Origin of the sequence: Wolbachia endosymbiont (group B) of Xylocampa areola (assembly GCF_964028205.1) — a bacterium.
In the GTDB taxonomy this organism is placed as follows: Bacteria; Pseudomonadota; Alphaproteobacteria; order Rickettsiales; family Anaplasmataceae; genus Wolbachia.
This window is the reverse complement of the sequence record NZ_OZ034771.1, coordinates 625,371-649,727: the sequence shown is the minus strand read 5'-3', so window position 1 is coordinate 649,727 and position 24,357 is coordinate 625,371. Positions and strand designations below refer to the sequence as shown.

The window sequence follows — 24,357 nt, the reverse complement described above, 5'->3', positions numbered from 1 at the left end:
GCTAAGAAATTAAATTTTCATTAAAAATTAATCTCTATCAATGGTTATATAAGCAAATGTTTATATAACCATTCCAAAAGTGAAGAAGTGAAAAAAAGCTTTTCATGAGAAATTATAAATGATAAATTGTTAATAATGAATTATCGAGAATAAATTATGTGCTTTGGTTTACCTAACATAAACAGAGAAGGTTATTTATTTATAGTTGTTTCCTTTATCGTAACATGTATAGCATTCTCTATATCTTGGGGAGCTGGAATTACTTGCTTATTTCCAACGTTATTATGTACCTATTTTTTTCGTGATCCAGCAAGAGCTGTACCAAGCAATAAGGATTTTATATTAAGCCCCGCTGATGGTGTGATTTCAAAGATAGAAGAAGTTAGTTACTCTTTATCAGAAGAGAATGAAGAAGAAAAGAAATTTACACTTGTCAGCATATTTCTAAGCGTTTTGAATGTCCATGTGAATCGTATACCAATATCTGGTACGATAAAGGAAATGAACTATAAAAAAGGCAAGTTTGTTTCTGCAATGAGTAATAGATCCAGTAATGAAAATGAAAAGCAGATTATTGTGATTGAATATGAAAAGGGAAAAGAAATCATTGTGGAACAAATAGCTGGATTTATTGCACGCCGCATTGTTTGTAATTTGAGGACATCTCAGAGCGTAAAAGCAGGTGAAAGATTTGGAATTATAAGATTTGGTAGCAGAGTAAATATTTATATCCCTGCTGGAATAGAGGTAAGAGTCTCAGAAGGCCAAACTGTTATTGGTGGTGAGACAGTTATAGCAGATTTAAATAAACAAGAGAAGCTTACCTTTGACATTGTATGAATAACGATGAAAGTAACGGTAAATCCTTACCTATTACCAAGTTATTTCCGAATTTTATAACTTTACTGGGTTTATGTGCTGGCCTTACTTCACTTAAATTCACATTTAATGAACAATGGGAATTTTCAGCAATTTTTATTATCATTGCAGCAATAATAGATGGAATGGATGGCAGAATAGCCAGAATTTTAAAATCAACTAGCGATTTTGGAGCACAACTCGATTCTTTTGCAGATTTTCTAAATTTTGGTTCAGCACCTGCTTTTCTTTTATATTTTTGGAAGTTAAATGAAATTAAAGTTGTAGGATGGATTTTAGTAATGATATATGTAATCTGCATATCAATAAGACTTGCCAGATTCAATGTTTCGTTACATTCAGAACAATTATACTGGAAAAAATTTTTCTTTTCCGGCGTTCCAGCTCCTGTATGCGCTTTACTTGCTCTGTTACCAATAATTATTACCTTTCAATCTCATGAGAGTGAATACTTACTTCTTATAGAGCAATTTTTTAACGTAAAGAATACAGCTTGTTACTTTTTGGCCATTTCATTTTTTTCGATAAGTCATATTCCAACTTTCTCTGCAAAGTACATTTATGTTCCTAGAAGCCTATCCTATATATTTGTGTCGTTTTTTGGAATATTGATCATACTGTTTATAAGCAAGCCCTGGATAACACTACCAATTTTAGGCGCATTGTATATACTTACTATTCCAATAAGCACTGGACTTTATATATACTACACATATAAAACTCATTAGCTATATAAAAGTAGTGAGCAGCATGATTGTAAAAGCAACTGATCTATTAAACTCTTTTTTATATATAAAGATATTCAACATACCATTTATAATTATTTGGGTAATTGCAACTGGGGTTTTTTGTACGATTCGATTCAAATTCATTAACTTTAGGTTGTTCAAATATGGGATACAAACACTATTCAACCTAGAGAGCCATAATAATAACGGCATAATCACCCACATTCAGGCATTTGCAACGGTAATTTCAGGAACAGTTGGTCTTGGAACAATATCAGGAGTTGCAATAGCTATTACAATAGGGGGGCCAAGTGCAGTTTTTTGGATGATAATTACCGGAGTACTTGGCATGTCAATAAAATTTGCTGAAGTAGTGCTTGCATTTACTCATCGCTCTGAAAACACAACTGGTGGGGCTTTTTATTATATGGAACATGGACTTGCAAAGATTGGATTTATGAAGACTGGCAAATTCCTTGCATTTATCTACGCAGTTATGCTGCTTGTTGCAATGATTCTAGGCGGCATACCATTTCAGGCAAATCAAATTGCAGCGTTGTCAAGTAACTTATTTGAATACAACACATCTGTTATTATCTCGCTATTTGTATTAATTGTAATACTGGGAGGAATAAAGCGAATTGCTTTAGTTGCAACAGGTTTAGGGCCGATCATGATAATGTTATATATAGGCATGTGTATATATTTAATCTGTGTAAACGGAAATAATCTACTGAATGCTCTATCTATAATATTTCAAGATATCTTTAACAAATCAGCTATAGGAGGTGGAGTATTGAGTGGATTAATAGCAGGGGTAAGAAGGTCAGTGTTTGCTAATGAAGCAGGTACTGGAACAGCAGCTATAGCACATTCGATTGTAAAAGAGAAAGACCCAGTTAAAGTTGGAAGTGTTGCAATGATTGCACCATTTGTAGACACAATATTAGTCTCATTTTTGACTGGTATTGTGATAATTATCACCGATATGCATATCACTAATACCGTAGGTGATATTACGTTAGTTAGCTCAGCATTTTCAACAGCCTTACCTTTATTTAGCAAGCTAGCTCTTCCGCTGATAATGTTTTCCTTTGCATTTTCCACAATAATAGCTTACTATTACTACTGTGAAGTTGCCCTAGTGTACTTATTTGGTAACAAAAAAGTACTGATATTGTTTCAGTTTTTTATAGTGGGTTCAGTGTATATCAGCTGTATATCAAAAAATATAGAATTTATATCTTATTTAGGTGATAGCCTGTTTATGTGCCTTATGATTCCAAATGCTGTTGCGATATATCTACTGAGAAGGGAAGTCTTAAATACAATAGATTCTTATTACAAAAGGTATTAAACATGATTTATAGAATGCTTTATATAGTGTTATTTTGCCTACCATTTAATGATGTATACGCTGCTTCAGTTTTTCATAAAAGTTATGACACTGCATTAAATGGAGTAAGCAACTTCATGAATGAAGTGTTGTTTTTCAAGATCTTTCACGTACCATTTATAATTCTTTTATTGGCCTTTGGTTATATATTTCTAACACTACGTTTTAGATTTCTCAACATAAGGATGTTTAAGCATGCGTTCGCTATTTTATGTGGAAAATATGACACAGATCATCATGATGGTCACATTACGCATTTTCAGGCATTTGTAACCGCGCTATCAAGCACAGTAGGTCTTGGAACTGTTGCTGGTGTTGCAATTGCAATTTCAATGGGAGGGCCAGGAGCGGTACCTTGGATGATGATCACAGGCTTTTTTGGTATGTCTGCAAAGTTTGCTGAAGTAACTTTAGCATTCAGACACAGAACAGAAGGTCAAGAGCAGTTATTTAGTGGTCCTTTTCAATATATAAGAAATGGGCTAGAGGAATTTGGATTTAAAAAACTTGGTATCGTACTGGCTGCAATATATGCAGCGGTTTTTGTATTATCAGGTCTTGGTGGAAGTGTAGCGTTTCAAACTAACCAAATGGTTTCAATATTATCTGGTTATTCAAATTGGATAGATGGTCATCCTTGGTTTCTCTCTTCCATAATTTCTACGTTACTTGCTCTGGTGATTATCGGTGGAATCAGGAGAATAGCTAAAGTCTCTTCTGCGCTGGTGCCTATTATGTCACTCATATATATTTTGAGTTGTTTCACGATTATTGCATTCAATATTCACAATTTTAGCAATACATTAAAAATATTGTTTTCCAGTATGATAGACTTCAATGCTGTTGGTGGTGGAGTAGTAGGAGCATTTGTCGCTGGGATTCAAAGGGCAATTTTTGCCAGTGAAGCAGGTGTTGGTTCTGCTGCAATTACTCACGCTGTAGCTAAAGATGAGGAGCCGGTTAGGACTGGTCTAGTTGCTATGATAGAACCATGCTTCGATACAATGTTAATTTGTTGTTTGACAGGAATAACAATAGTAATAACAGGCGCATACCAGACTGGCATTGGCGAGGGAATATTGATCACCCAAAAAGCATTTGAAACAGTTTCTTCTTGGTTTCCTATACTTTTAACCATCGCTGCGCCTTTGTTTGCGTTTTCCTCAGTAATTTCATTTGTATATTGTTGTGAAATGGGATGGCTGTATTTGTTTGGTGTAAAAAGTGTAGTAATATATCGTATAGCGGTGGTGGTAGTTGCATTTTTGTCAGGTTTGTCTAAAGATATAATGGCTATTGCTAATATTGGTGGGGCTTTATTCTCTTGTTTAGCACTCATCAATATGACAGCACTTATACTGTTTAGCAATCAGATTAACAATGAAGTCCAATGTTATCTAAAAAGGCTAAGGAATAATAAAATTAATTAAATTCTGGCATATGAAGGTACAACAACAGATGTCATTCCAGCACCATCTTCTCTTCATAGCAAAATTCCCTTTTGTCATCCCAGTGCGTGACACTGGGGATCTATTTTGCATATAGTTCCACCGTAGTGTTATATTTTAATGTAAAATTTTATATTTATCTACTAGATTCGTTTGCGAATAAAGTTCGCTGGATCCCAGTGTCACGCACTGGGATGACAAGAGAGAGGATGCTAGAATAATGGAGAAATATATAATTCTTATATTATCCTACATACTAGGTTCAATACCGTTTAGCTTAATTATTGCAAAAATAAATGGTATAAATTTAAGAGAAGTAGGTTCAGGAAACATTGGTGCTACAAATGTTGCAAGAACAGGAAATAAGAGACTTGCTGTCCTCGCATTATTTTTAGACTCTTTGAAAGGATTTGTCGGGGTTTATACAGCACAACAATTTTGTGATAATAACGATTTTTATATATATGTATCTGCAATTTTAGCAGTTCTAGGGCATATGTTTCCTATTTGGCTAAGGTTCAATGGAGGAAAGGGGGTTGCAACAACTTTGGGAGTTTTAGTAGCACTTAACATTTCTATAGCATTAGCATTTGTATTTGTCTGGCTAATAGTATTTTTTATCTTTCGGTACTCCTCTCTTGCTTCCTTGGCTGCTAATGCAGCAGCTGTTATAGCATCTTTCTTTTTTCAAAAGGAATTATTCCTTATACTACTCACTGTAGCGATATTAATTTTCTTGAAGCATTACAAAAATATTGCAAATCTTCTGCAAGGCAGAGAGCATAAGTTTTTATAAGCAATGAGATGTTAAATCACTGACACTTAAACTACGAGATAAACTGCTTGATGGTATTATTTTATCTTCTTTATTTAAGATTGTAATTTTTACTCTTGTTATACTCTCTACTTCTTGAGGTATTAAAAATTCATCTTCAATGAATCTTTGCTTCACTTCTTGTATTTTTTCATAAAGTGTGGTTACATTGCGCTTATTTTGATTATAAATATCTTCAATCTCTATCTCTAGCTTGTGTGAAGCTTCTTTTTTTAACATGTTATTTATCACTGCTTCTGTTATTGCTAGCTTTTCTTGCAGAATTTTCTTTATTTCTTCTTTATCGTCTCTGCTATTTTTACTCAGTTCCGTGTATACCCTATAACACCTTTTCTCTAGTGGTAACGTTCTTAAACTATCTAACATTCTGGCCACTTGACCCTTAATAGTCTTCTTGGCTTTCAATTTTAATTCTTTTACTTCTTCTTTTATTATTTTGCTAGCTATTCTCTTAGCTTCAGTTAAAGATGAGTCCTTGAGAAAAAAATCTGTTCTAAGTAAATTTTGGTTTAAAAGCTCCAAAAAAACTTTTCCTTTGATGTTTTCGAGTTGATCGTCTAAACCATCCCCCTGTAGTTCATTTGTTATGTGCTGAGACAGCGCAAAGTGCTCTAATTTATTTAACTTTACAGAGTTAATATTTTTCATTAACGTCAGCACAATTTGTTCACTATATTGAGAAGTAAAACTCAGTAATCTTCTCATTAAAGTAATGCTTACTTCTGCAATAAAATCATCAACTATTTTTTGACTTTTATCATCTTCATAATTATTTTGGGCGTTATGCCAAGCCCTAAGAATTTCTTTACTGTTTTTCTTATTTTTTAGCCTGTCTAACATAAACTTACGTGCTTCATTCTCTGCTTCTGTAAGGAGCATTTGTCTAGGTGGTGTAAATTTAATCTCTGGATCGGAATGAATACCCTCTAATGTACTTAACATTCTGTAGATAACACCAGTAAAACATGTGTTAGGAATTCGTTCTTTTCTAGAGAAAGTTTGGCTATCTAGTAAATTTGCAATCAACGCGTCTTTTTTATTTTTTACATCTTCTCTATCTCCATCATTGCAGGCTCTAAGAACTAACAGAAGAATTTGTCCACCAGTGAAGCCAGAGCTATGTTTCTCATTACCTTTGCAAAAATCTTGCAAAAACATTACTAATTTTCCCTTATTCTCATTACTAAATGGTTGGCCATCAAGCATATGTAAGTGATTTATATATTCAATAAATTCTTTAAATCCCTCATTATTAATAGCGTCTTCTGGTACTGGATCATATTTGCGTATTAACTTACCAATATTATTACTAATATCGTCATTCAATTGATGGGGCAGTAAATGCTCATAAGTACCATCAAACTTATTTGTCATACTGCGAGTATTTTCTTTTATGCCTTCTAAAAAGAAACTTATAGCAGCTTTGAGTAACGTAAATGGATTAAAATCCTTTGGCCTTAATTCACTTTGTAATAGAATTAAAACCATTGCAAGTGGTATTGTTGCAAGTAACGAAACGAGCAGAAAAGTAGTTGTAAAGGTTAGATATGTTACAGAAGCAAAAAATAAAAGGAAAGATGCTATCTTAATTTTATTTTTCTCAAAAAATATTTCCCAATATTCCTTTTTACTTATTTTTTCCTGCTTTGCAGCTTTTATGTCTTTATAAACGTAAAAAGTTTTTATTTCAGATCTAAAAAACAATGTGGCAAAAGATAAAAAGACATTGGCAGGATTAACTAAAATGCTTAAAGAAACAAAAGCTGCGAAGTAACTTGCTGTCTTTAATCTGTAAGAATCCTTTCCAGGAAATTGTATTTGGGAAACACCTATCATAGTCTACTCTCTATAATATTATGATATTGTAGTAATAACAAATAGCCTATAGATGTCAATGCTTAAGTATTTTACTGTCTACGCACTCATCGTATTCAATTTCAACTGTAGAGTGTGCAATTTCAAATCTATTTAATAGTATTTTTTTTATCTCATACAGAATATTAGTATGTTGCCCATTTTGCTTTATCTTGGCATGCATAGTAAGTATAAAATAATTATCAGATAGTGACCATGCATGTATATGATGCACATCTATCACTTCAGGTAACTTAGATACAATCTCACTTTTTATCTCCTCAGCAGATACACTCTCAGGTGTACCTTCAAGGAGTATATGGCAAGAATTCTTGAGAATTTTATAGCCACTGTTTAAGATTATTACACTGACAAATACTGACAAAATAGGGTCCACTATTTGCCATCCGGTAAACATGATAATTATGGATGCAAGTATAGCAGCTACAGAACCTAAAATATCTCCGATAACATGCAATACAGCACTTTTTATGTTTATATTACTTTCGCATTTACTATGTAATATAAAAAAGACTATAATGTTAGAGATCAGGCCAAGTGTGGCAATTATTAGCATTACTTTCCATTCAACATTGACCGGACAAATGAATCTCTTTATTGATTCAATTATAATGACCGCTGCAATGAAAAATAGAGTTAAACCATTAACAAATGCTGCAATTATCTGCAATCTGTGATACCCATATGACCTCTGTAAATCAGATTTCTTAGCTGAAAATTTGTGTGCTATCCAGCTTAAAACCAAGGCAAAAAGATCAGTGAGCATATGTCCTGCATCTGATAGTAGAGCAAGCGAATGTGAAATTACTCCACCTGCTATCTCCATAAGCATTGTTATTGCGACTATTATTATGGAATAAATTAAGCGCTTGGACTCTGCTATTGAGTGTTTGCCATTGTGCACTGCTGTCATATAAAATCTTTTTATGAGCAAAAATCGTGGGTAACACTGGGCTCGAACCAGCGACCCCTTGCACGTCAAGCAAGTGCTCTACCAACTGAGCTAATTACCCATCGTAGCTTTAGTATAGTGCTTCAGTGAAATGAAAGTCAATTTGCTTTTAGACTTCTTGCTGAATGAAACTCCTTGACAAACCTTCCCACTTTCCTTATCATACCAATAAGAGTACTTATCCTTGTTTTTGATCCTCGCGGGTTCAACAACAAAAATTCAGTAAAAAACTCAGATATTTATTGGCAAATTACATAAAAATTATAGCGGCTGCATGTCTTTTTTATTTTTTCTACATTCAGCCAAATCGCGCTTGTTAGGACATTATTACAACGCCAATTTACATTATAAAACTCGCTACTAAAGGATTTTTTTACCTTTTTTTCTACTCAGTAAATTTCTTAATTATAATTCCGCTACTTATTAACAGCCATGGAATTTTAGCTATATTCTCGATTTTTCATATTGAGTTAACTATCTATACTTTTTTATTAAGATATAAATTATATCAATATGAGAATTTACACTTTCTTAGCGGAAGTAGCTTTATGCTTGATATTGTAAAGACTAATAAATTAGGGGTTAAAGTAATGACAATCAATCGACAAGTAAATAAAAATATATCTAAAGATGAATATTTTAACAACAAGCATATCATAGAAGTTAAAGATTTAAATATCAAAGTAGAGGTTCATTCTCATGATTTAAGAACAAGTAAAGTTGCTCACATTGAAAGTGAGATAAGAGAAACAGCTACTAATTTTAAAGATGCATTTAAGCTGGAGCCTGGTAGCTCAGAACAAACATTCAAAATTTATGTGTTTGATGATAAGGCTGATTACACTCATCTTGGCGGAAGCGAACGTTTTGGTTCTTACCTTGGAGATGAGGGTGGTAAATGTTACTACAAAGGAGAAGCTGATGTTTTTGCTGAGATGTATGTCTATCAGCAAGGTGGCGTTCATAACCTTCAGCATGAATTTGCACATGGTTTAACTTACTTGGCTACAGGAGGAAAATCTCTACCTACAGTATTAATGGAGGGAATTGCAGATTACTTTGAACATCATTCAGATCACAAGTTCAATGCTCAAGGGTCAAGCATTGATAAAACTGAAGCCGCAAATTTGGATCTAGGTGGAATTTTAAATTTACAATACTCAGCCAATGGTGAAGAAAACAGTTTAGTGTATAAAACTGGTCATGCGTTGATAATGTACTTACAGGAAAAAGATCCTAGTTTATTAAGAGACTACCTAGATGCTTTACGTCAAGGTAACTCAGATGAATCAAAAAGTTTCTTGAAAGACATAAAAGGACATGATGCTGACTTCAAAAGTTGGCTTGCTGAGAATGATACAGAAACTGCAATGGAACATCTCAACGCTTTGCAAGTTACAAAAGGAGATTTTATAGCAACTGGTCAAGAAATAGTGGGTGGAGAAATTAAAGATGTATCGTATTATAAAGCAAATATAGAAAAAATAGATGGAGAAAACGTTGGAAGTTTCTCTGCTGTAGAGCACGTGTCATTTTACGATTATGCTCGTGCTGTTAATAGGGCAACAAATGATACCCTCGATATATCAAAGGAATATCATTTCTTAAAGGCAGTAAAAACTACTGATGGGCAGGTTAAGCTGACTTACTCTGATCAACAAGGTAATGAATATCAAAACAGTCAAGAGTATAAAATGCAAGCTTTGAGGATATTATCAAAATATGGTGAAGATCTTAGAAAATCTTACTATGATGGGAAAGAAGACTTAGATAAGCAGAAGGATATAAAATATAATGATGTGTTGAAAAGCCTTCGTGAACAGGAAGAAACACAGCGTCATGATGCATACGAGCAATACAAAAGAGGAGAGATCTCTTATGAGAAATTTGTAGAAAAATGCAATTCAGCCAGCACTAATTATCATAATGAAGGTAAGAGATTATATAATGCTACACAGGACAAATATACACAACTGAAAGATGATTTGCTTGATAAAACCATAAACGCTGGCTTGAAACAAGTAAAAGAAACTCAGAACATTGACGTAGAAAAGATGTTAGAAGAGATGGTTAATATCGATCCAAACCTAATCAGAGGTGCTCATATTAATCTACAAGAAGGTAAAGTTTTCTCTATCAAAGCTCTTGGTCACGGAGATATGGGTGCACTATCTATATATGATGGGAATACAAAGCTTGGAGAGTTGTCGAGCGAATCGGGCTTTTTTAAGCAAGTTGAAGGTCAAACTAAAGAAACTTTTGTTTTTGAGGACATATTGCACAACTTGAATACTCAATATGACGGTGGTGCTTATATGGCTATTACAAAAGAAAATGGTCATTATAAAGCTTCTCTGATAGATGGCAGAACAGTTGAACGTGATGAATACTTTGATGAAGCACATTTACATGAAAATGAATTGTTGCATCCTAGCACTGGACACATTCAAAAAGATTTAGATTCTCTGCTTCTTAGAGGGACCAAAATTCTAAATCATCAGGATTCAAAGCATGCTCAATATTCTGATGAGCAAAGAGAAAGCGGTGTAATCGTAGAAAAAGGAACATTATTGGATGATAAAGGGACTGATAGAACAGACGACGATGTATACGAAGCGGTTGTAAAGCAAGGAGGCGAAAATCTACATGCATTCAAAAATATGGGCTTCTATATCACTGAAGAGATGAAAAATGAAAGAGGTGAAGTTGTAAATGGGAGTAACTTATTCATTCATGATCACGGAAAAAATGTACGCTATCAGTTACCTGAAGAAGTTACTCATCTAAAGTTAGTGCAAAAGGATGAAGGATACAAATTAGTGCCAGCTGATGAACGTGGTAATGAATATAGGTATGATGCTCAAGGTAATACTATACCAGAAGAATACAAATATATCAACCCAGTATTTGCACATGAATATGAAAAGAGAGATTATTCTCATAAACATATAAATGTGGGCCTTATAAACTTAGAAAAATATGCCCCTGGTAAACTTTTTACCATTAAACATGATCCAAATGATTATCAGATACAAAGAAACTCGAGTGGTGAAATAGTGAGAATCAACAATCAAAGATATTTCACTAAAGTAAAACTATTTGATGGTGATACTGATGAAGAAATAGGAATGTTATCTAATAATTTCCATAACTTCAAAGGAAAAATATTCTTTTCTGCTGATTATAACTACAGCTATAATGATTTCCTCGCATCTGTTTCTCCTCAAGTTGAAATTGAGAATATGGGAAATGGAAGTAAAAAAATAACTTTCGATCAAGGCAGTGGCGATATCGGCGATACTAACAGAGGCTACACGGACTATCAGAGAATATTCACAAAAGAGAAACAAACCGAAAGTCCAAAAGGGCAAGTAAGTGAAACTAAGACAGAAGTTCATAGTACTACTAATGTTGTTGCTGAAGAGAGAAACGACAACAGTGAAATATAGTCTGATCAACCACAAATTCCAACAAGGGCAAAAAGGTCAGCTTCAGTGGAGGAGAAAGAGCAGGTAGTGTTGAAAGACACAATCTTGAAAATAGAAAAGAGCTATGATAGAGATGTAGAAGGAAAGCATAAGGCAAATGTAATCATAGATTATAATGATGTGAAAGCCTTGTATAATAGAGCAGAAGGAGCAGATAAGCAATCTGTGTTAGATTTTTGGAACAAACTGCATACATCGGATTATAAGATTGGTGCTTTGCCGGAAGACAAGTATTACTTTAAAGATGGCAAATTTCTAATTCACGATAGTGACACGAAAAAGCTTATAGTGTTACCTGAAGATAAGGTATCCATCAAAATAATGAAGGATGGTGATAGTTATAGTTTGGCTATATCAAATGGTAATGGCAAAGTAATAAGCAGCATTAGTAAAATAGATAATCCAAATTACGAATTGCTATCAGATTCAAGTCACTTTAGCTTAGAAACACAAGATAACTTTGAGTTATTAGATCAACATCATGAATATAATCTCTATCTAGAGAATGGTTTTGTGAAAATGTTCGACTGCGCAAGCGATCACGTTTATCACGATCATAACTCAGCCTATATCTAATATATAAGGAGGGCCCTGCCCTCTTTTTGTTATTCCAATGCCCAGACACTGGCATCCAGTAAATTTGCTAGTATAAAAGTAATCAACGTTTCTTATGATGGAAAAATGGATTCCAGTGTCAAGCACTGGAATAACACCAAAGGGGCTACTAGGATGACATCGTCTGCTACATACTTAGATCACAAGAGAAGAATTCTGAAGCGAAAAGCTTCAAGGAAATCTTATGCAAAATCTAGTATTTACGGAATTTATATTATTTTCATGCACATTATGGTTTTTATAATTAACGGAAAGTGATATGGCTAGTTTAACTTTTAAAGACAACTCTGGAGGAAATGTACCATCCCCTAACATTAAAAGCATAATTTATGAAGATGCTGCACAGAATAAGTATACCTTTGGTGTAGACAATGCTACTAATGTTTTCAACACTTTTAAGTATGAACCTAATGGTGCTGCTGAAATAGATTACAGTGCTACAGCAACAAAGTTCATGACTGGAGGTGCAATTGCTACATTATTAGGTATTGGAACTAATGTAGATGCAATAAAAACTAAGACTGATTCTATTCCAGCTGACTTAAGCGCTGACTTAGTTACCATAAAAACTCAAGTCGGAACAGATCTGATATCAGGAATAAAGGCTAAGACTGATAAGATTACAGATACCTTAGGAGCTGATGTCACTGCTATAAAGGCTAAAACTGATACTATTCCAGCTGACTTAACAGCTAAAGTAACTGCTATAGAAACTGCTACAAATTCTGCTAATTTAGGAGATAAAGTTACTGCAATACAAACTAAGACTGATAAGATTACAGATACCTTAGGAGCTGATGTCACTGCTATAAAGGCTAAGACTGATAAGATGCCTGCTGATTTAGGAACTGAGTTAGGTAATTTAGCTAAATCTGCTGATGTTACTGCTATAAAGGCTAAAACTGATACTATTCCAGCTGACTTAACAGCTAAAGTAACTGCTATAGAAACTGCTACAAATTCTGCTAATTTAGGAGATAAGGTTACTGCAATACAAACTAAGACTGATAAGATTACAGATACCTTAGGAGCTGATGTCACTGCTATAAAGGCTAAGACTGATAAGATGCCTGCTGATTTAGGAACTGAGTTAGGTAATTTAGCTAAATCTGCTGAACTAGCTCCTTTAGCTAAATCTGCTGATGTTACTGCTATAAAGGCTAAAACTGATACTATTCCAGCTGACTTAACAGCTAAAGTAACTGCTATAGAAACTGCTACAAATTCTGCTAATTTAGGAGATAAAGTTACTGCAATACAAACTAAGACTGATAAGATTACAGATACCTTAGGAGCTGATGTCACTGCTATAAAGGCTAAGACTGATAAGATGCCTGCTGATTTAGGAACTGAGTTAGGTAATTTAGCTAAATCTGCTGAACTAGCTCCTTTAGCTAAATCTGCTGATGTTACTGCTATAAAGGCTAAAACTGATACTATTCCAGCTGACTTAACAGCTAAAGTAACTGCTATAGAAACTGCTACAAATTCTGCTAATTTAGGAGATAAAGTTACTGCAATACAAACTAAGACTGATAAGATTACAGATACCTTAGGAGCTGATGTCACTGCTATAAAGGCTAAAACTGATACTATTCCAGCTGACTTAACAGCTAAAGTAACTGCTATAGAAACTGCTACAAATGCTGCTAATTTAGGAGACAAGGTTACTGCAATACAAACTAAAACTGATAAGATTACAGATACCTTAGGAGCTGATGTCACTGATATAAAGGCTAAGACTGTATTTATTCCAGATACCTTTACTGCTGATGTTGCTGCTATAAAAGATGCTACAAGTGCTGCTAATTTAGGAAAGAAGGTTACTGCAATACAAACTAAGACTGATAAGATTACAGATACCTTAGGAGCTGATGTCACTGCTATAAAGGCTAAGACTGATAAGATGCCTGCTGATTTAGGAACTGAGTTAGGTAATTTAGCTAAATCTGCTGAACTAGCTCCTTTAGCTAAATCTGCCGATGTTACTGCTATAAAGGCTAAAACTGATACTATTCCAGCTGACTTAACAGCTAAAGTAACTGCTATAGAAACTGCTACAAATTCTGCTAATTTAGGAGATAAGGTTACTGCAATACAAACTAAGACTGATAAGATTACAGATACCTTAGGAGCTGATGTCACTGCTATAAAGGCTAAGACTGATAAGATGCCTGCTGACTTAAACGCTGAGTTAATTAAGTTAACTACAATAGGAAATGCTATAAATGGTAATGGTAACGTCACTGAAGCTGCTAAAGCTGTACTAGAGAGCAGTTTCAAGAAAGCTATTAAAGAAGCTGGAGAAGATGGTAGCGAATGGCTTAAAAATGAGATAAAAGAGATAGTGTCACAGCCATCCTTCGAGATTCCAACAGATTCAAGTTCACCTCTTTCTTGGGATTGGTAATGTAAGTGCTAGTGAATGACATCGCAAGATGTCATTCACTGTTGTCATTCCAGTATCACATGCTGGAATGACATCCTTGTTTTATTGCAACTAATTTGCAGTGATTTTTGTTTTAATGTAAATGGAATATAGTCCTATTGCTGCTGCGTTTGAAACATTTAGACTATCAATTACGTTTGACATTGGAATTTTTAAAAGATAATCACAACTTTCTTTCACTAATCTCCGCATTCCTTTCTCTTCAGAACCAAAAATAATTACTCTTTTTTGCCCAAAATTCTTTATTTCATCTATATTTTCCTTTGCATTGCAATCAAACCCATAACACCAGTAGCCTATCTTTTTTAAAGACTCCATCGTTTTTACTATGTTTGTAACGTATATTAGAGGAACAATATCCAGTGCTCCACTTGCTACTTTTGCGATAGATGCATTTTCGCTCGGTGAATGGTGATGTGGTAAAACCAGTGCATCAATGTTGAAACAAGCTGAGGTTCTTAAAATCGACCCTATATTGTGTGTATCAGTAATTTGATCTAAAATGACTATAGTAGAGCTGTCACCTGAACCTTCAGCTATTTCTTCGATATTTAAGCTGTGAAAAATAGGAGCAACTTTTAAAGCAATTCCTTGATGATTGACACCTTTGGGTAAAACATCATTGAACATTTTGTTCTCTACCAGTCGAGGTTTAATGCCCTTACTATCTGCACATTGTTTAATTTCTTTCTCAAATTCTCTGTAGAAATTTTCTGTTACTAACAGTTCTATACACCGCCTATTTTTGTTTCTTAATGCTGAAATACAAGTGTGCTTTCCATATATCCAACAGTTTTCATTAGCTTTTGATGATTTCATCTCATTATTGAAAATCAGTTTTTTATAGAATAAGCAATATTTTACTGTGTTTATATATTGTTGTAAAATTATGCAGTTCAATTAATGAATTTATGTCAGATGATGAGTTAGATTGGCAAAAAAATGTTAAGCCAATAGAATGTGGAAAAGTTACTTTGAAAGTTGATCACAAAGTAAATATAAAATCTATGATTGATAAAGGTGCCTCTAGTTTACAAGAAAATTTTCTTAATACTGATAATGGTGATTCATCATTTTGTCTTGACTACAATACAAAATTAAAGATCGATAGGGGCAAATATTTTATAAGCGATAAACTCGATTTGCATGGCTATAGTATAGATAATGCTTATTGTAAATTGATAGATTTTATTATCAAAAATTATCAAGCAAGGAATAGGTGCTTATTGGTAATTACGGGGCATGGTAATAGTACAGATAAAATAGACACTATAAAGAATAGCTTAAATAAGTGGTTGAATGACACAAAAGTTCGAAATATGATCTTATACTATCAGCAAGCCATAAAAAAACATGGTGGCAAAGGAGCTTTTTATGTCTTATTAAGAAGAAATAAAGGTTAATTTTAGAGTACCTATTTAGGAGTACCTTTCTTAGAATTCACGTGTTGAAGAATGATTTCTGCTAAACCTTTACTAATTCCAGGTACGTTTTGAATTTCAGCTAGAGAAGCTTTGCTTATATTTTCTACAGAACCAAAATGAGACATGAGTGCCTTCTTTCTTTTACTGCCAACACCGGATATTTCACTTAATTGTGAAGCAAAAAACTGTTTATCGCGTTTTTTTCTATGCGAAGTTATCGCAAAACGGTGAGCTTCATTACGCAGCAATTGTAAATAAAGCATGACCTTACTGTCACTTGCTAGAGTAAATTCTTCTCTGTCCGGCACATAAAATCTTTCATTTCCTGCATTACGATCATGACCCTTTGCCATACAAGCAAAAGGAACTTTTATATTCAATATTTCCAACACATTCTGCACTATGGAAACATGTCCTGGACCGCCATCAATCAGTAAAAAATCAGGGATTATATCTTTTATATTGCCAGAGAAACGTCTAGTCAGCACTTCTCTCATCATTTTATAGTCATCACCTGAAATTTCTTCTTTTATAGTAAATTTTTTGTATTCACTTTTTAAAAAACCTTCCTGCCCTGCAACAATCATCACACCAACTTGTTGATTTCCAGATATATGGCTATTATCATAAACCTCGATACGCTTTGGAATATTTGGTAACGAGAAAATCTTCCTAAGCTCTTCGAGCTTTTCTAGGTTATTTCTATAATCAGTAAGCTTCTGTTCTAGACTATGCTGAGAATTATTGTAAATAAAATTCAACAAATCACGTTCTTTACTATTTTTCGCATGCAAAACTTTTATTGATTTTTGAGTAAGAGCATAAAGTGCTTGTTCTATAATTTCCTTATCCTTAATAAAATCGGGAACGTAAATTTGCGCTGGTGGTGTGTTAACTGGATTATACAAATTGACCAAAAAGGTGGATAAAATTTCATCATTTGAATGATCACTACAATTCTCAATGAAGTAAGGAATGCTTCCATAGTTACCTTTATCTCTGAAAGATAGTACACCAATGCATGCTAAGTCTGCCTCACGTACAACGCTAAAGAAATCTGCATCTTCTTCAAAAGAAAAATCCATTGGCTGCATTTGAATTTGCTGAAGAAATTTCAATCGATCTCTATAGACAGCAGCAAGCTCGTAGTTCATCTCCCTACTGCACTTTTCCATTGTAGAAAATAGCTGTCTTTGCACTTCTTTATTCCTTCCTAGCAGAGTATCTTGTGCTTGTTTTACTGATTTGCAGTAATCATCTTTTGTAATTTTATCTACGCATGGTGCTGAACAGCGCTTAACTTGATACTCAAGACATGGTCTTTTTGTTGAAGAGAAATATTGATCTGAACATACTCTTAAGAGAAAAGCTTTTTGCAATGATAATATAGTGTTCTTAACAGCAGCAGCAGATGGAAAAGGGCCGTAGTAATGAAACTCATTCTTCTTAAACTTACCTCTATATTTCGCTATTCTTGGATAATCATGCTTAGAAATTGTTATATAAGGATAAGATTTTCCATCCCTAAGCAAAATATTATAAGATGGTTTTAACGATTTTATTAACTGTGCTTCAAGAAGCAATGCTTCGATTTCATTCTCAGTGATGAATATTTCAACCTTAATAACCTGTGAGATCATTACTCTGATTCGTTCAGAAAGGTTTTCGAATTGAAGGTAGTCAGATAATCTCGACTTCAAGTTTTTTGCTTTACCAATGTATAAAACCTTACTCTTATCTCCAATCATCTTATAAACGCCACAGGATTGTGGAGATGATTTGATTTGTTCCTTATATTGCCTGAGCATTTATCAATTGTTTAACCTGTATAAGGTTAAACTCTGCTACTAAATGAAAGGTAGAAACAACATTTGCAAGCAAAGATAACCTGTTTATTCTAAGCTCATTAGAATCACAGTTAATCTTTACACTGTCCATAAATTGATTGATAAATGGAGCAAAACGAGCAAGTTCATCAAGCGCTGTATTAAAGTCGTTATTTTCTATCGCTTGTTTGATGTTTTTACAAGCAGATATAGCACAATTTGATAGCGCAATCTCCTCATCTTCAATCAAAAACTTCTTACTGTAAGATGCATTATAAGTAGTGCCATCACTTTTTCTCACTTTGCTCATCATGTTACTGGCTCTTTTATAAGTGCTTAGAACCTGTTCACCTTCTTTTGTACTAAGATAACGATCCAATATCACAGTTTGCTTTTCCGCTTTCAGCAGATCATTAATATCGACTTTATATAGTATTGAATCTACAACATCTTGCCTTATATTTCTATTTTTTAAAATAATCTTGAACCTTTCTAAGCAGAATTTAAATACTAGTTCTAAAATTTGTTTTTCACTTGGCTTATCAACTGGAGTTATATTTTTATTCAATAGAAGCCTTGAACATAAAGATACTGACTTATCTATCAGCAATCTAATTGGAATATGCAAATTATTTTCAAGTATTGTTCTAATTATACCAATTGTCATTCTACGCAAACCAAACTGATCATACGAACCAGAGATTTTCTCACCTGCTGCAATTAAGCCAACCAAACTATCCATTTTGTCTGCAATAGCTACAGCAATCGCAGTAGGAGATCTAGGGCATTCTTGGTCCGATCCAATTGGCTTATAGTGCTCAGTTATAGCTTCCACTACTTCTTTATCCTCTTGAAAATAAGAAGCGTAGTATCCACTCATTACTCCTTGCAATCCCGGAAATTCTTTCACTATCAACGTTGCAAGATCTGCCTTTGCTAAATATGCAGCACGTTCAACTTTAATTAATGAAGCATGTGGAATAAATATCGCTATATACTTTGAAAGAGCGATAATACGCTTCACTTTTTCTTCTACGCTACCGAGCGAAGCATGAAATGAAATAGAGCTCAATTTTTTGACATAGTAATCTAGGTTTTCCTTCTTGTCTTGAGATATCAAAAACTGGGCATCAGCAAGACGTGCTTCTAATATTCTTTCATGGCCTTTGACAACTTCATTGTTGTTAACATTTACAACAGTAACAAAATGTGATATTTTCTGTCCATCACTTAAAGCAAGATACTTTTGCTGCGTATTAATTATACTAAGTATTACTTTCTTCGGTAATTCTGATGATTTTACTTTACCAAATAATACTATTGGCCACTCTATAAGCCCTGCCAATTCATTAAGTAAATAATCATTTTTTTCAAGTTGTAAGTTCTCCTCTTTTGTAAACTTATTAATCTGATCTAGTATAAATTGCTTTCTTTTGTCCAACTGGAGAATGACATTATTTTTTTCTAACAATTCAAAATAGTCTTTGGGCGTTTTAACAGTAAGTACTGCATCACCTGAAAGAAACCTATGACCATACGTCACGTTGCATGCTGTAACCCCTGCAAAAGATATAGGTATTATTTCGTCATTTAAAATACATAGAATATTTTTAATTGGCCTAACCCATCTCTCTTTTCTTTCACTCCATCTCATACTCTTTGGCCAAGAAAAGTTTTTTAGCATTTCCTCCAGTTGATTTTTGAGAAACCCGTTGATGTTAAATAAGCAGCTTTCTCTCTTAATGAAGTAAAAATCTTCATCATTTACTTTGCGAATGAGTAAATCTTCTTCACCTTTCCGATTTTTTCTCAAAAAACCTTCGATAGCACTTTTCGGTGCATTAACTCTTGGTCCTTTAATTTCATTGTTAGAATCTTTTAGCTCTAAAGCACTTATGCCATCAATAAAAAGAGCAATGCGACGTGCAGTCACATAAACTTCTATAGATGCAAATTTCACATTATTTTTACTAAAAGCATTAGTGATATAGCTCTTAACCTGAGCTGCAGATGAATTCTGCATTCTTGATGGAATTTCTTCTGAAAGACATTCAAACAATAATTGTGACAACATATTCTACTTTGCTCTATATAATTCACAGCATTTTTTTGTTAACTCTCTCACTCTACCAATATAGGCTGTACGTTCATTCACACCAAGCACACCTCTTGCATCAAGTAGATTAAGTAGATGGCTCGTTTTAATACATTGGTCATAAGCTGCTATCGGCAATTCTTTTTCAACAAGGAATTTACACAGTTTTTCTGTATCCTCAAACTGCTGTTGTACTACTTTAGTATCATAATAATCAAGTGCCAGGTAAGAAAACTCTCGCTCTCTTTGTTTAAAAATATCTCCATAAGTTACACCATTATCGTTCCACATTATGTCGTAAACATTATCTACACCCTGTATGCACATTGCTAAACGCTCTAACCCATATGCTACTTCACCAGGAATTATTCTGCAGTCAATACCTCCCACTTGCTGTATATAAGTAAGTTGTGTTACTTCCATTCCGTTGCATGTAACCTCCCAACCAAGACCGGATGCGCCAACACTTGGGTTTTCCCAATCATCTTCAATAAACTTAATATCATATTCTTTTGTCGATACACCAAGAGCTTTTAAGCTATTTAAGTAAATATCTTGCAAATTGCTGCCAGATGGTTTTATTATAACTTGGTATTGATGATGCTGATATAAACGATTAGGGTTGTCGCCATAGCGTCCGTCTGCAGGTCTGATTACTGGTTGTAGATACACAATTTTTGTTGATTTTTCGTCAATCGCTGACATGATTGTTGCGGGATGTAGTGTTCCAGCTCCAACTTCAGACGTATATGGATGAAGTATAGTACACCCTTCATCTGCCCAAAAATCTTGTAATCCCTTTATTATATCCTGTAGATTCACGCAAACTGTATATCTTTTAAACTGAATACATAAGCAAATAAGTACTATTCTATACTTATTTTTTTAATAGTGCCATGAAAATAGTCACTCAAGGCTATTGAACTTTCTTTTACATACTCAAATATGCTTTTGTTTAAAACAATCGCATCATGCATAGTCAGATCGCAGAATATAAATGCAGTCAAGTACAATAAAATCACTGCATAAAACACATGAAAAATCCCTTCAAATGTGATTGATATTGCATTGTTATAACTAAGCTGTATCGTACTTATCGGCCATGGTTTTATTACTTCTACAATATTAAAAAATAAATAAGGTATTATAAAGAAAAAGAACAAATGCATAAGATCATTAAACCAAAATGGACATTGAAGTATTGCCTTGCATATACTTAAATAGAATTTACTTACAATATAATAAATTGACATTATTGCCGGCATCGAAAACGCAACAGTCATCACCTGTCCTGATGCTATTTGTATTACTATATTCTCATCACTGCTGGCTGAAGGATCTTGAGTATGAAAAATAGATATGCCAACTAATTGCAGCACTAACATAACTATTGCTAGCTTGGTAAAAATAGCAGCTACAACTATGCCTGAATTCGGCATTTTATATAGTATAAAATCACCTCCGTATGTAAGCATTAATATAATGTCGGTAATAAATAATATTAGAAAAGAAGACCAATAATGCTGCCAACCCGGTAAATATCCTACTCCTAAAAAAGAGCTTACTATTTTGGCAGGAAAAACCTTGCCTAGCATCTTACCCAAAAATTGAAAAAAAATCCCCATGTCCTAACTAACACTTGACTTATATTTTTCACAATACTGAATTGTAATGGACTTATCAATACACTTCTTGCATAGAAAAAAGGCAAATAGTTAAAAACGATCTAAACCGTTGCCCCTTTATACTAGTAGCCTCCTTTTTTGTCATCCCAGTGCTATCCCCTTCTTGTCATTCAAGTAGCTGACACTGGGATCCAGCCTTTCTTACCAATAAAAACTTAGAATAAGATCTCCTTTGTGCTCAAAAAATTCCTGGATTCCAGTGGGCTTTGTTGCACAGCTCTTCGGATAGTGGGTAATGTATAATAAATTCATGAAGCTATATCAAACTTAGCCATGCCTATTTCAGTAAATTTGTTAAGCAAATAACACTTGAGTAGCAGTTCCTTCTCACGATTAATCTCAGATTTATTCCTAAAACTAAATCCAAATATTTGCTTCAGTCGCGAGAAAAAACTTTCTATATAAGATCTCTTCCAATAATTTATCTCTTTTTTCCACCTCTTCATACCATCTTCATCATATGACTTTATGAGCTTGATTGTAGAATTTCTCTCATTCATATAATCCAACTTTGGATGCTCTACTGCATTATTTTGCGGAGGAATCCTTGTCTTTATGTCAAGCTCATCGCACAGTTTGTATAACTTCTTTCGATCTATCTGCATATATCGTGCTTATGTTATACTTGGTATCCACTCTTTCAATAAGATCACAGGCTCCATAGTGGTCGGAATAAACTCCACTACTGTATTTTGCAGCTATAACTTTTTTACTACCTATCTCTAGCATTACATCTTGTTTGCTCATAGCGGCGATACTTTCTATCTGTACCATTTGCCTTACTATGGCCTGGAATATTATTGTAGATGCTGATACCTGTACTATCTATAGCAATTTCAATATCTTCCATATCGTTCTTATCAACTCTGCAGTCGTTGATTTTGATATTAAGCTTTTTAAACCTTCTTGAAGCCTGCGAATAGCTGATAATTTGCAAAATTTTCCCTATTTGCTCAAGATATTTCTCTATAAATCCCACTGTTTGCCTAAGACCAATCCTGAATAGATAGGTTATTATGTGAATTAGAATCACTACTTTGTCGCTGTAGACATTGTTGCCACCTGCTACTTTTGGACTATTTTCGTACCAATTTTCAATGGCATCGTTGATATAATGAAAAACATTTCCCCTTTCTTGAAGAAATTTGTTATATTCATTGCAGTTACTGACTTTCATTCTTATTGGCATATTTTTCCTTTGTCGGCTAAATATCTATTTTATAACAAATTCCATCAGTAACTGCCTGTTCTTTCCTTGAGTGGTGCAACAAAGCCATTCCAGTGTCAGCTACTTGAATGACATCTTTAATCTCCGTATAGCTATGCGTCACGCGCTGGCCTGAAGCTTTAACTATAAATATTAAAAAATTTACCAAGCTAGAAAAAGGCAAAAGAATCCCCTAGTAACCCCAACTATGGATTAGCCAGCAAAGAAAGGCATAGAAATAGAGGGCTTTTTCGACTGCATGGAATAGGAAATCAGAACAGAAAAAACATGAATTAGGAAATTTGTTGGCGATCTGTGTCTTGTGTGCTCAATCTCAAATTTGTTTTTCAAGGAGTCGAAAACAGTCTCAACAATCGATCTTTTCCTTAGTAAAATCTTCTCTTTAAGTGAAATGAGTACGTTTTTCATACCTTTTTTTACTTTAGTGACGAGTTTTAGGCCTCTATCAAAGAGTTTCTCAAAGAGCTCTTTCTTTATATAGCCCTTATCTCCAAACAAAAGTCCGGTCAGTCTTTTAGTGAGAGTTGGCACAGGTTTTCTGTCATCAACGTTACCTTTGGTTAGAGTAAGTGCTTGAATTTCTCCAATTTCATTAATTACCAAGTGCAATTTAAAGCCAAAAAACCAACCATATGTGCTCTTACTAATTTCTGCCAAACCATCAAAAACTTTGTTCTTGGAGATTCTTTTTTTGTGGCAAACAGCGATTGTAGAAGTGTCTATGTAGGCAATACCTGTCATTTTTGCTTGTTTGCAGAACCATTGCAAAAGTAATGCTAAATACCATAAAACCCGTGATTTAAGAGCGATAAATCGGTCATATGTTGGCAATTTAGAAAACTCAGATTTATAAAGTGGCAGATAAAGTAGGTAAAAAGCTTTGAAACTTTTGCAAGGGGATTGATGATATAATAGAATTATGGTGAGAATTTCCGAAGTCCGGTATTCTAGTTGGTTTTCTTCCTTTTGATAGGAGCATATTAGCAAAACTATCATCGACTGTGCGACAAAAATCCTCGACGCAACAGTAAAGTTCTGTAATATCTTTCTTCATGGGTAACCTCTTAATTATTGATAAAATACTTGAGCTTACCCTGTTTTCCTCTTCTTAGCTGCACTTTTATCTCTTTATTTAATCCATAGTTGGGGTTAGTAGTGAGTTTTGACCCTATAATAATGTAAATTGGCATTATAATAATGTGCTAACGCTTAAAATAAGCGTGTTTTGGCTGAATGTAGAAAAAATAAAAAAGACATGCAGCCGCTATAATTTTATGTAATCTGCCAATATATACCTGAGTTTTTTACTGAATTTTTGTTGTTAAATCTGCAGAGATTAAAAACAAGGATAAATACTCTTATTGATATGGTAAGGAAAGTGGGAAGGTTTGTCAAGTCACTTCGGCCAGCTACCTACTTAGATGTTCCACACTG

18 protein-coding genes, 1 tRNA gene and 2 pseudogenes are annotated in these 24,357 nt (G+C 33.9%); 8 read left to right on the top strand and 13 right to left on the bottom strand.

Annotation, left to right across the window (positions count from 1 at the left end; all coding sequences use genetic code 11):
• The first annotated feature begins 156 nt into the window (after window positions 1-156).
• The 5 genes from ABWU35_RS03125 to plsY all read left to right on the top strand — a co-directional run bounded on the left by ABWU35_RS03125 (window position 157) and on the right by plsY (window position 5,247).
• Entirely contained in the window at window positions 157-840 is a 684-nt protein-coding gene (locus tag ABWU35_RS03125; protein ID WP_264686264.1) for a phosphatidylserine decarboxylase, read from the top strand.
• Window positions 837-1,607 carry a CDP-alcohol phosphatidyltransferase family protein gene (locus tag ABWU35_RS03120; RefSeq protein ID WP_019236894.1) on the top strand — a complete coding sequence of 257 codons (771 nt, stop codon included), beginning with the start codon at window positions 837-839 and terminating at the stop codon, window positions 1,605-1,607. Before ABWU35_RS03125 ends, ABWU35_RS03120 begins: the two co-directional genes overlap by 4 nt.
• Window positions 1,608-1,629: 22 nt before the next feature.
• Window positions 1,630-2,964, top strand: coding sequence for an alanine/glycine:cation symporter family protein (locus ABWU35_RS03115; RefSeq protein WP_010404445.1), 1,335 nt, complete (start codon window positions 1,630-1,632; stop codon window positions 2,962-2,964).
• A gap of 2 nt (window positions 2,965-2,966) precedes the next feature.
• Window positions 2,967-4,433, top strand: a complete 1,467-nt coding sequence (locus ABWU35_RS03110; RefSeq protein ID WP_264686263.1) for an alanine/glycine:cation symporter family protein — start codon at window positions 2,967-2,969, stop codon at window positions 4,431-4,433.
• Window positions 4,434-4,671: 238 nt separating this feature from the next.
• Window positions 4,672-5,247, top strand: coding sequence for a glycerol-3-phosphate 1-O-acyltransferase PlsY (plsY, locus tag ABWU35_RS03105; RefSeq protein WP_029237657.1), 576 nt, complete (start codon window positions 4,672-4,674; stop codon window positions 5,245-5,247).
• Here plsY and ABWU35_RS03100 read toward each other — a convergent pair.
• From ABWU35_RS03100 to ABWU35_RS03090, 3 genes are all read right to left on the bottom strand, one after another.
• On the bottom strand, window positions 5,242-7,122 hold the full coding sequence (locus ABWU35_RS03100) for a hypothetical protein (RefSeq protein WP_264685505.1): 1,881 nt from the start codon (window positions 7,120-7,122) through the stop codon (window positions 5,242-5,244). The genes plsY and ABWU35_RS03100 overlap by 6 nt on opposite strands.
• A 55-nt stretch (window positions 7,123-7,177) precedes the next feature.
• Complete coding sequence (locus ABWU35_RS03095) at window positions 7,178-8,074, bottom strand: cation diffusion facilitator family transporter (protein WP_007302486.1); 897 nt, start codon at window positions 8,072-8,074, stop codon at window positions 7,178-7,180.
• A gap of 27 nt (window positions 8,075-8,101) precedes the next feature.
• Window positions 8,102-8,174: transfer RNA gene (locus tag ABWU35_RS03090), tRNA-Val, on the bottom strand.
• 529 nt (window positions 8,175-8,703) lie between these two features.
• On the opposite strand from ABWU35_RS03090, the pseudogene ABWU35_RS03085 reads away from it, so the two are divergent.
• Together ABWU35_RS03085 and ABWU35_RS03075 are read left to right on the top strand one after the other, a co-directional pair.
• A pseudogene (locus ABWU35_RS03085) lies at window positions 8,704-12,177 on the top strand (peptidase M2).
• A gap of 298 nt (window positions 12,178-12,475) precedes the next feature.
• Window positions 12,476-14,626, top strand: a complete 2,151-nt coding sequence (locus ABWU35_RS03075; protein ID WP_265014475.1) for a hypothetical protein — start codon at window positions 12,476-12,478, stop codon at window positions 14,624-14,626.
• 90 nt (window positions 14,627-14,716) lie between these two features.
• On the opposite strand, the gene rlmB is transcribed toward ABWU35_RS03075, so the two are convergent.
• The gene (rlmB, locus tag ABWU35_RS03070; protein ID WP_264685508.1) at window positions 14,717-15,484 is read right to left on the bottom strand and encodes a 23S rRNA (guanosine(2251)-2'-O)-methyltransferase RlmB; all 768 of its coding nucleotides are present in this window, start codon (window positions 15,482-15,484) and stop codon (window positions 14,717-14,719) included.
• A gap of 92 nt (window positions 15,485-15,576) precedes the next feature.
• On the opposite strand from rlmB, the gene ABWU35_RS03065 reads away from it, so the two are divergent.
• Window positions 15,577-16,068 (top strand): Smr/MutS family protein, encoded by a 492-nt coding sequence (locus ABWU35_RS03065; RefSeq protein ID WP_007302491.1) that lies wholly within the window; start codon window positions 15,577-15,579, stop codon window positions 16,066-16,068.
• An 11-nt stretch (window positions 16,069-16,079) separates the two neighbouring features.
• Here ABWU35_RS03065 and uvrC read toward each other — a convergent pair whose 3' ends face one another.
• The 9 genes and pseudogenes from uvrC to ABWU35_RS03020 form a co-directional block, all read right to left on the bottom strand.
• Complete coding sequence (gene uvrC, locus ABWU35_RS03060; protein WP_012481994.1) at window positions 16,080-17,897, bottom strand: excinuclease ABC subunit UvrC; 1,818 nt, start codon at window positions 17,895-17,897, stop codon at window positions 16,080-16,082.
• Entirely contained in the window at window positions 17,881-19,989 is a 2,109-nt protein-coding gene (glyS, locus tag ABWU35_RS03055; protein WP_019236898.1) for a glycine--tRNA ligase subunit beta, read from the bottom strand. Before glyS ends, uvrC begins: the two co-directional genes overlap by 17 nt.
• A 3-nt stretch (window positions 19,990-19,992) precedes the next feature.
• On the bottom strand, window positions 19,993-20,832 hold the full coding sequence (locus ABWU35_RS03050) for a glycine--tRNA ligase subunit alpha (RefSeq protein WP_007302494.1): 840 nt from the start codon (window positions 20,830-20,832) through the stop codon (window positions 19,993-19,995).
• A 44-nt stretch (window positions 20,833-20,876) separates the two neighbouring features.
• On the bottom strand, window positions 20,877-21,635 hold the full coding sequence (locus tag ABWU35_RS03045) for a hypothetical protein (RefSeq protein ID WP_007302495.1): 759 nt from the start codon (window positions 21,633-21,635) through the stop codon (window positions 20,877-20,879).
• Between the two features lie 308 nt (window positions 21,636-21,943).
• The gene (locus tag ABWU35_RS03040) at window positions 21,944-22,300 is read right to left on the bottom strand and encodes a transposase (protein ID WP_007301972.1); all 357 of its coding nucleotides are present in this window, start codon (window positions 22,298-22,300) and stop codon (window positions 21,944-21,946) included.
• Complete coding sequence (locus ABWU35_RS03035; protein ID WP_038227351.1) at window positions 22,260-22,442, bottom strand: hypothetical protein; 183 nt, start codon at window positions 22,440-22,442, stop codon at window positions 22,260-22,262. Before ABWU35_RS03035 ends, ABWU35_RS03040 begins: the two co-directional genes overlap by 41 nt.
• On the bottom strand, window positions 22,408-22,884 hold the full coding sequence (locus ABWU35_RS03030; RefSeq protein WP_019236989.1) for a transposase: 477 nt from the start codon (window positions 22,882-22,884) through the stop codon (window positions 22,408-22,410). Before ABWU35_RS03030 ends, ABWU35_RS03035 begins: the two co-directional genes overlap by 35 nt.
• A 16-nt stretch (window positions 22,885-22,900) precedes the next feature.
• Window positions 22,901-23,086, bottom strand: a complete 186-nt coding sequence (locus ABWU35_RS03025) for a hypothetical protein (protein ID WP_149168781.1) — start codon at window positions 23,084-23,086, stop codon at window positions 22,901-22,903.
• 29 nt (window positions 23,087-23,115) lie between these two features.
• A pseudogene (locus ABWU35_RS03020) lies at window positions 23,116-23,977 on the bottom strand (IS982 family transposase).
• Window positions 23,978-24,357 lie beyond the last annotated feature (380 nt).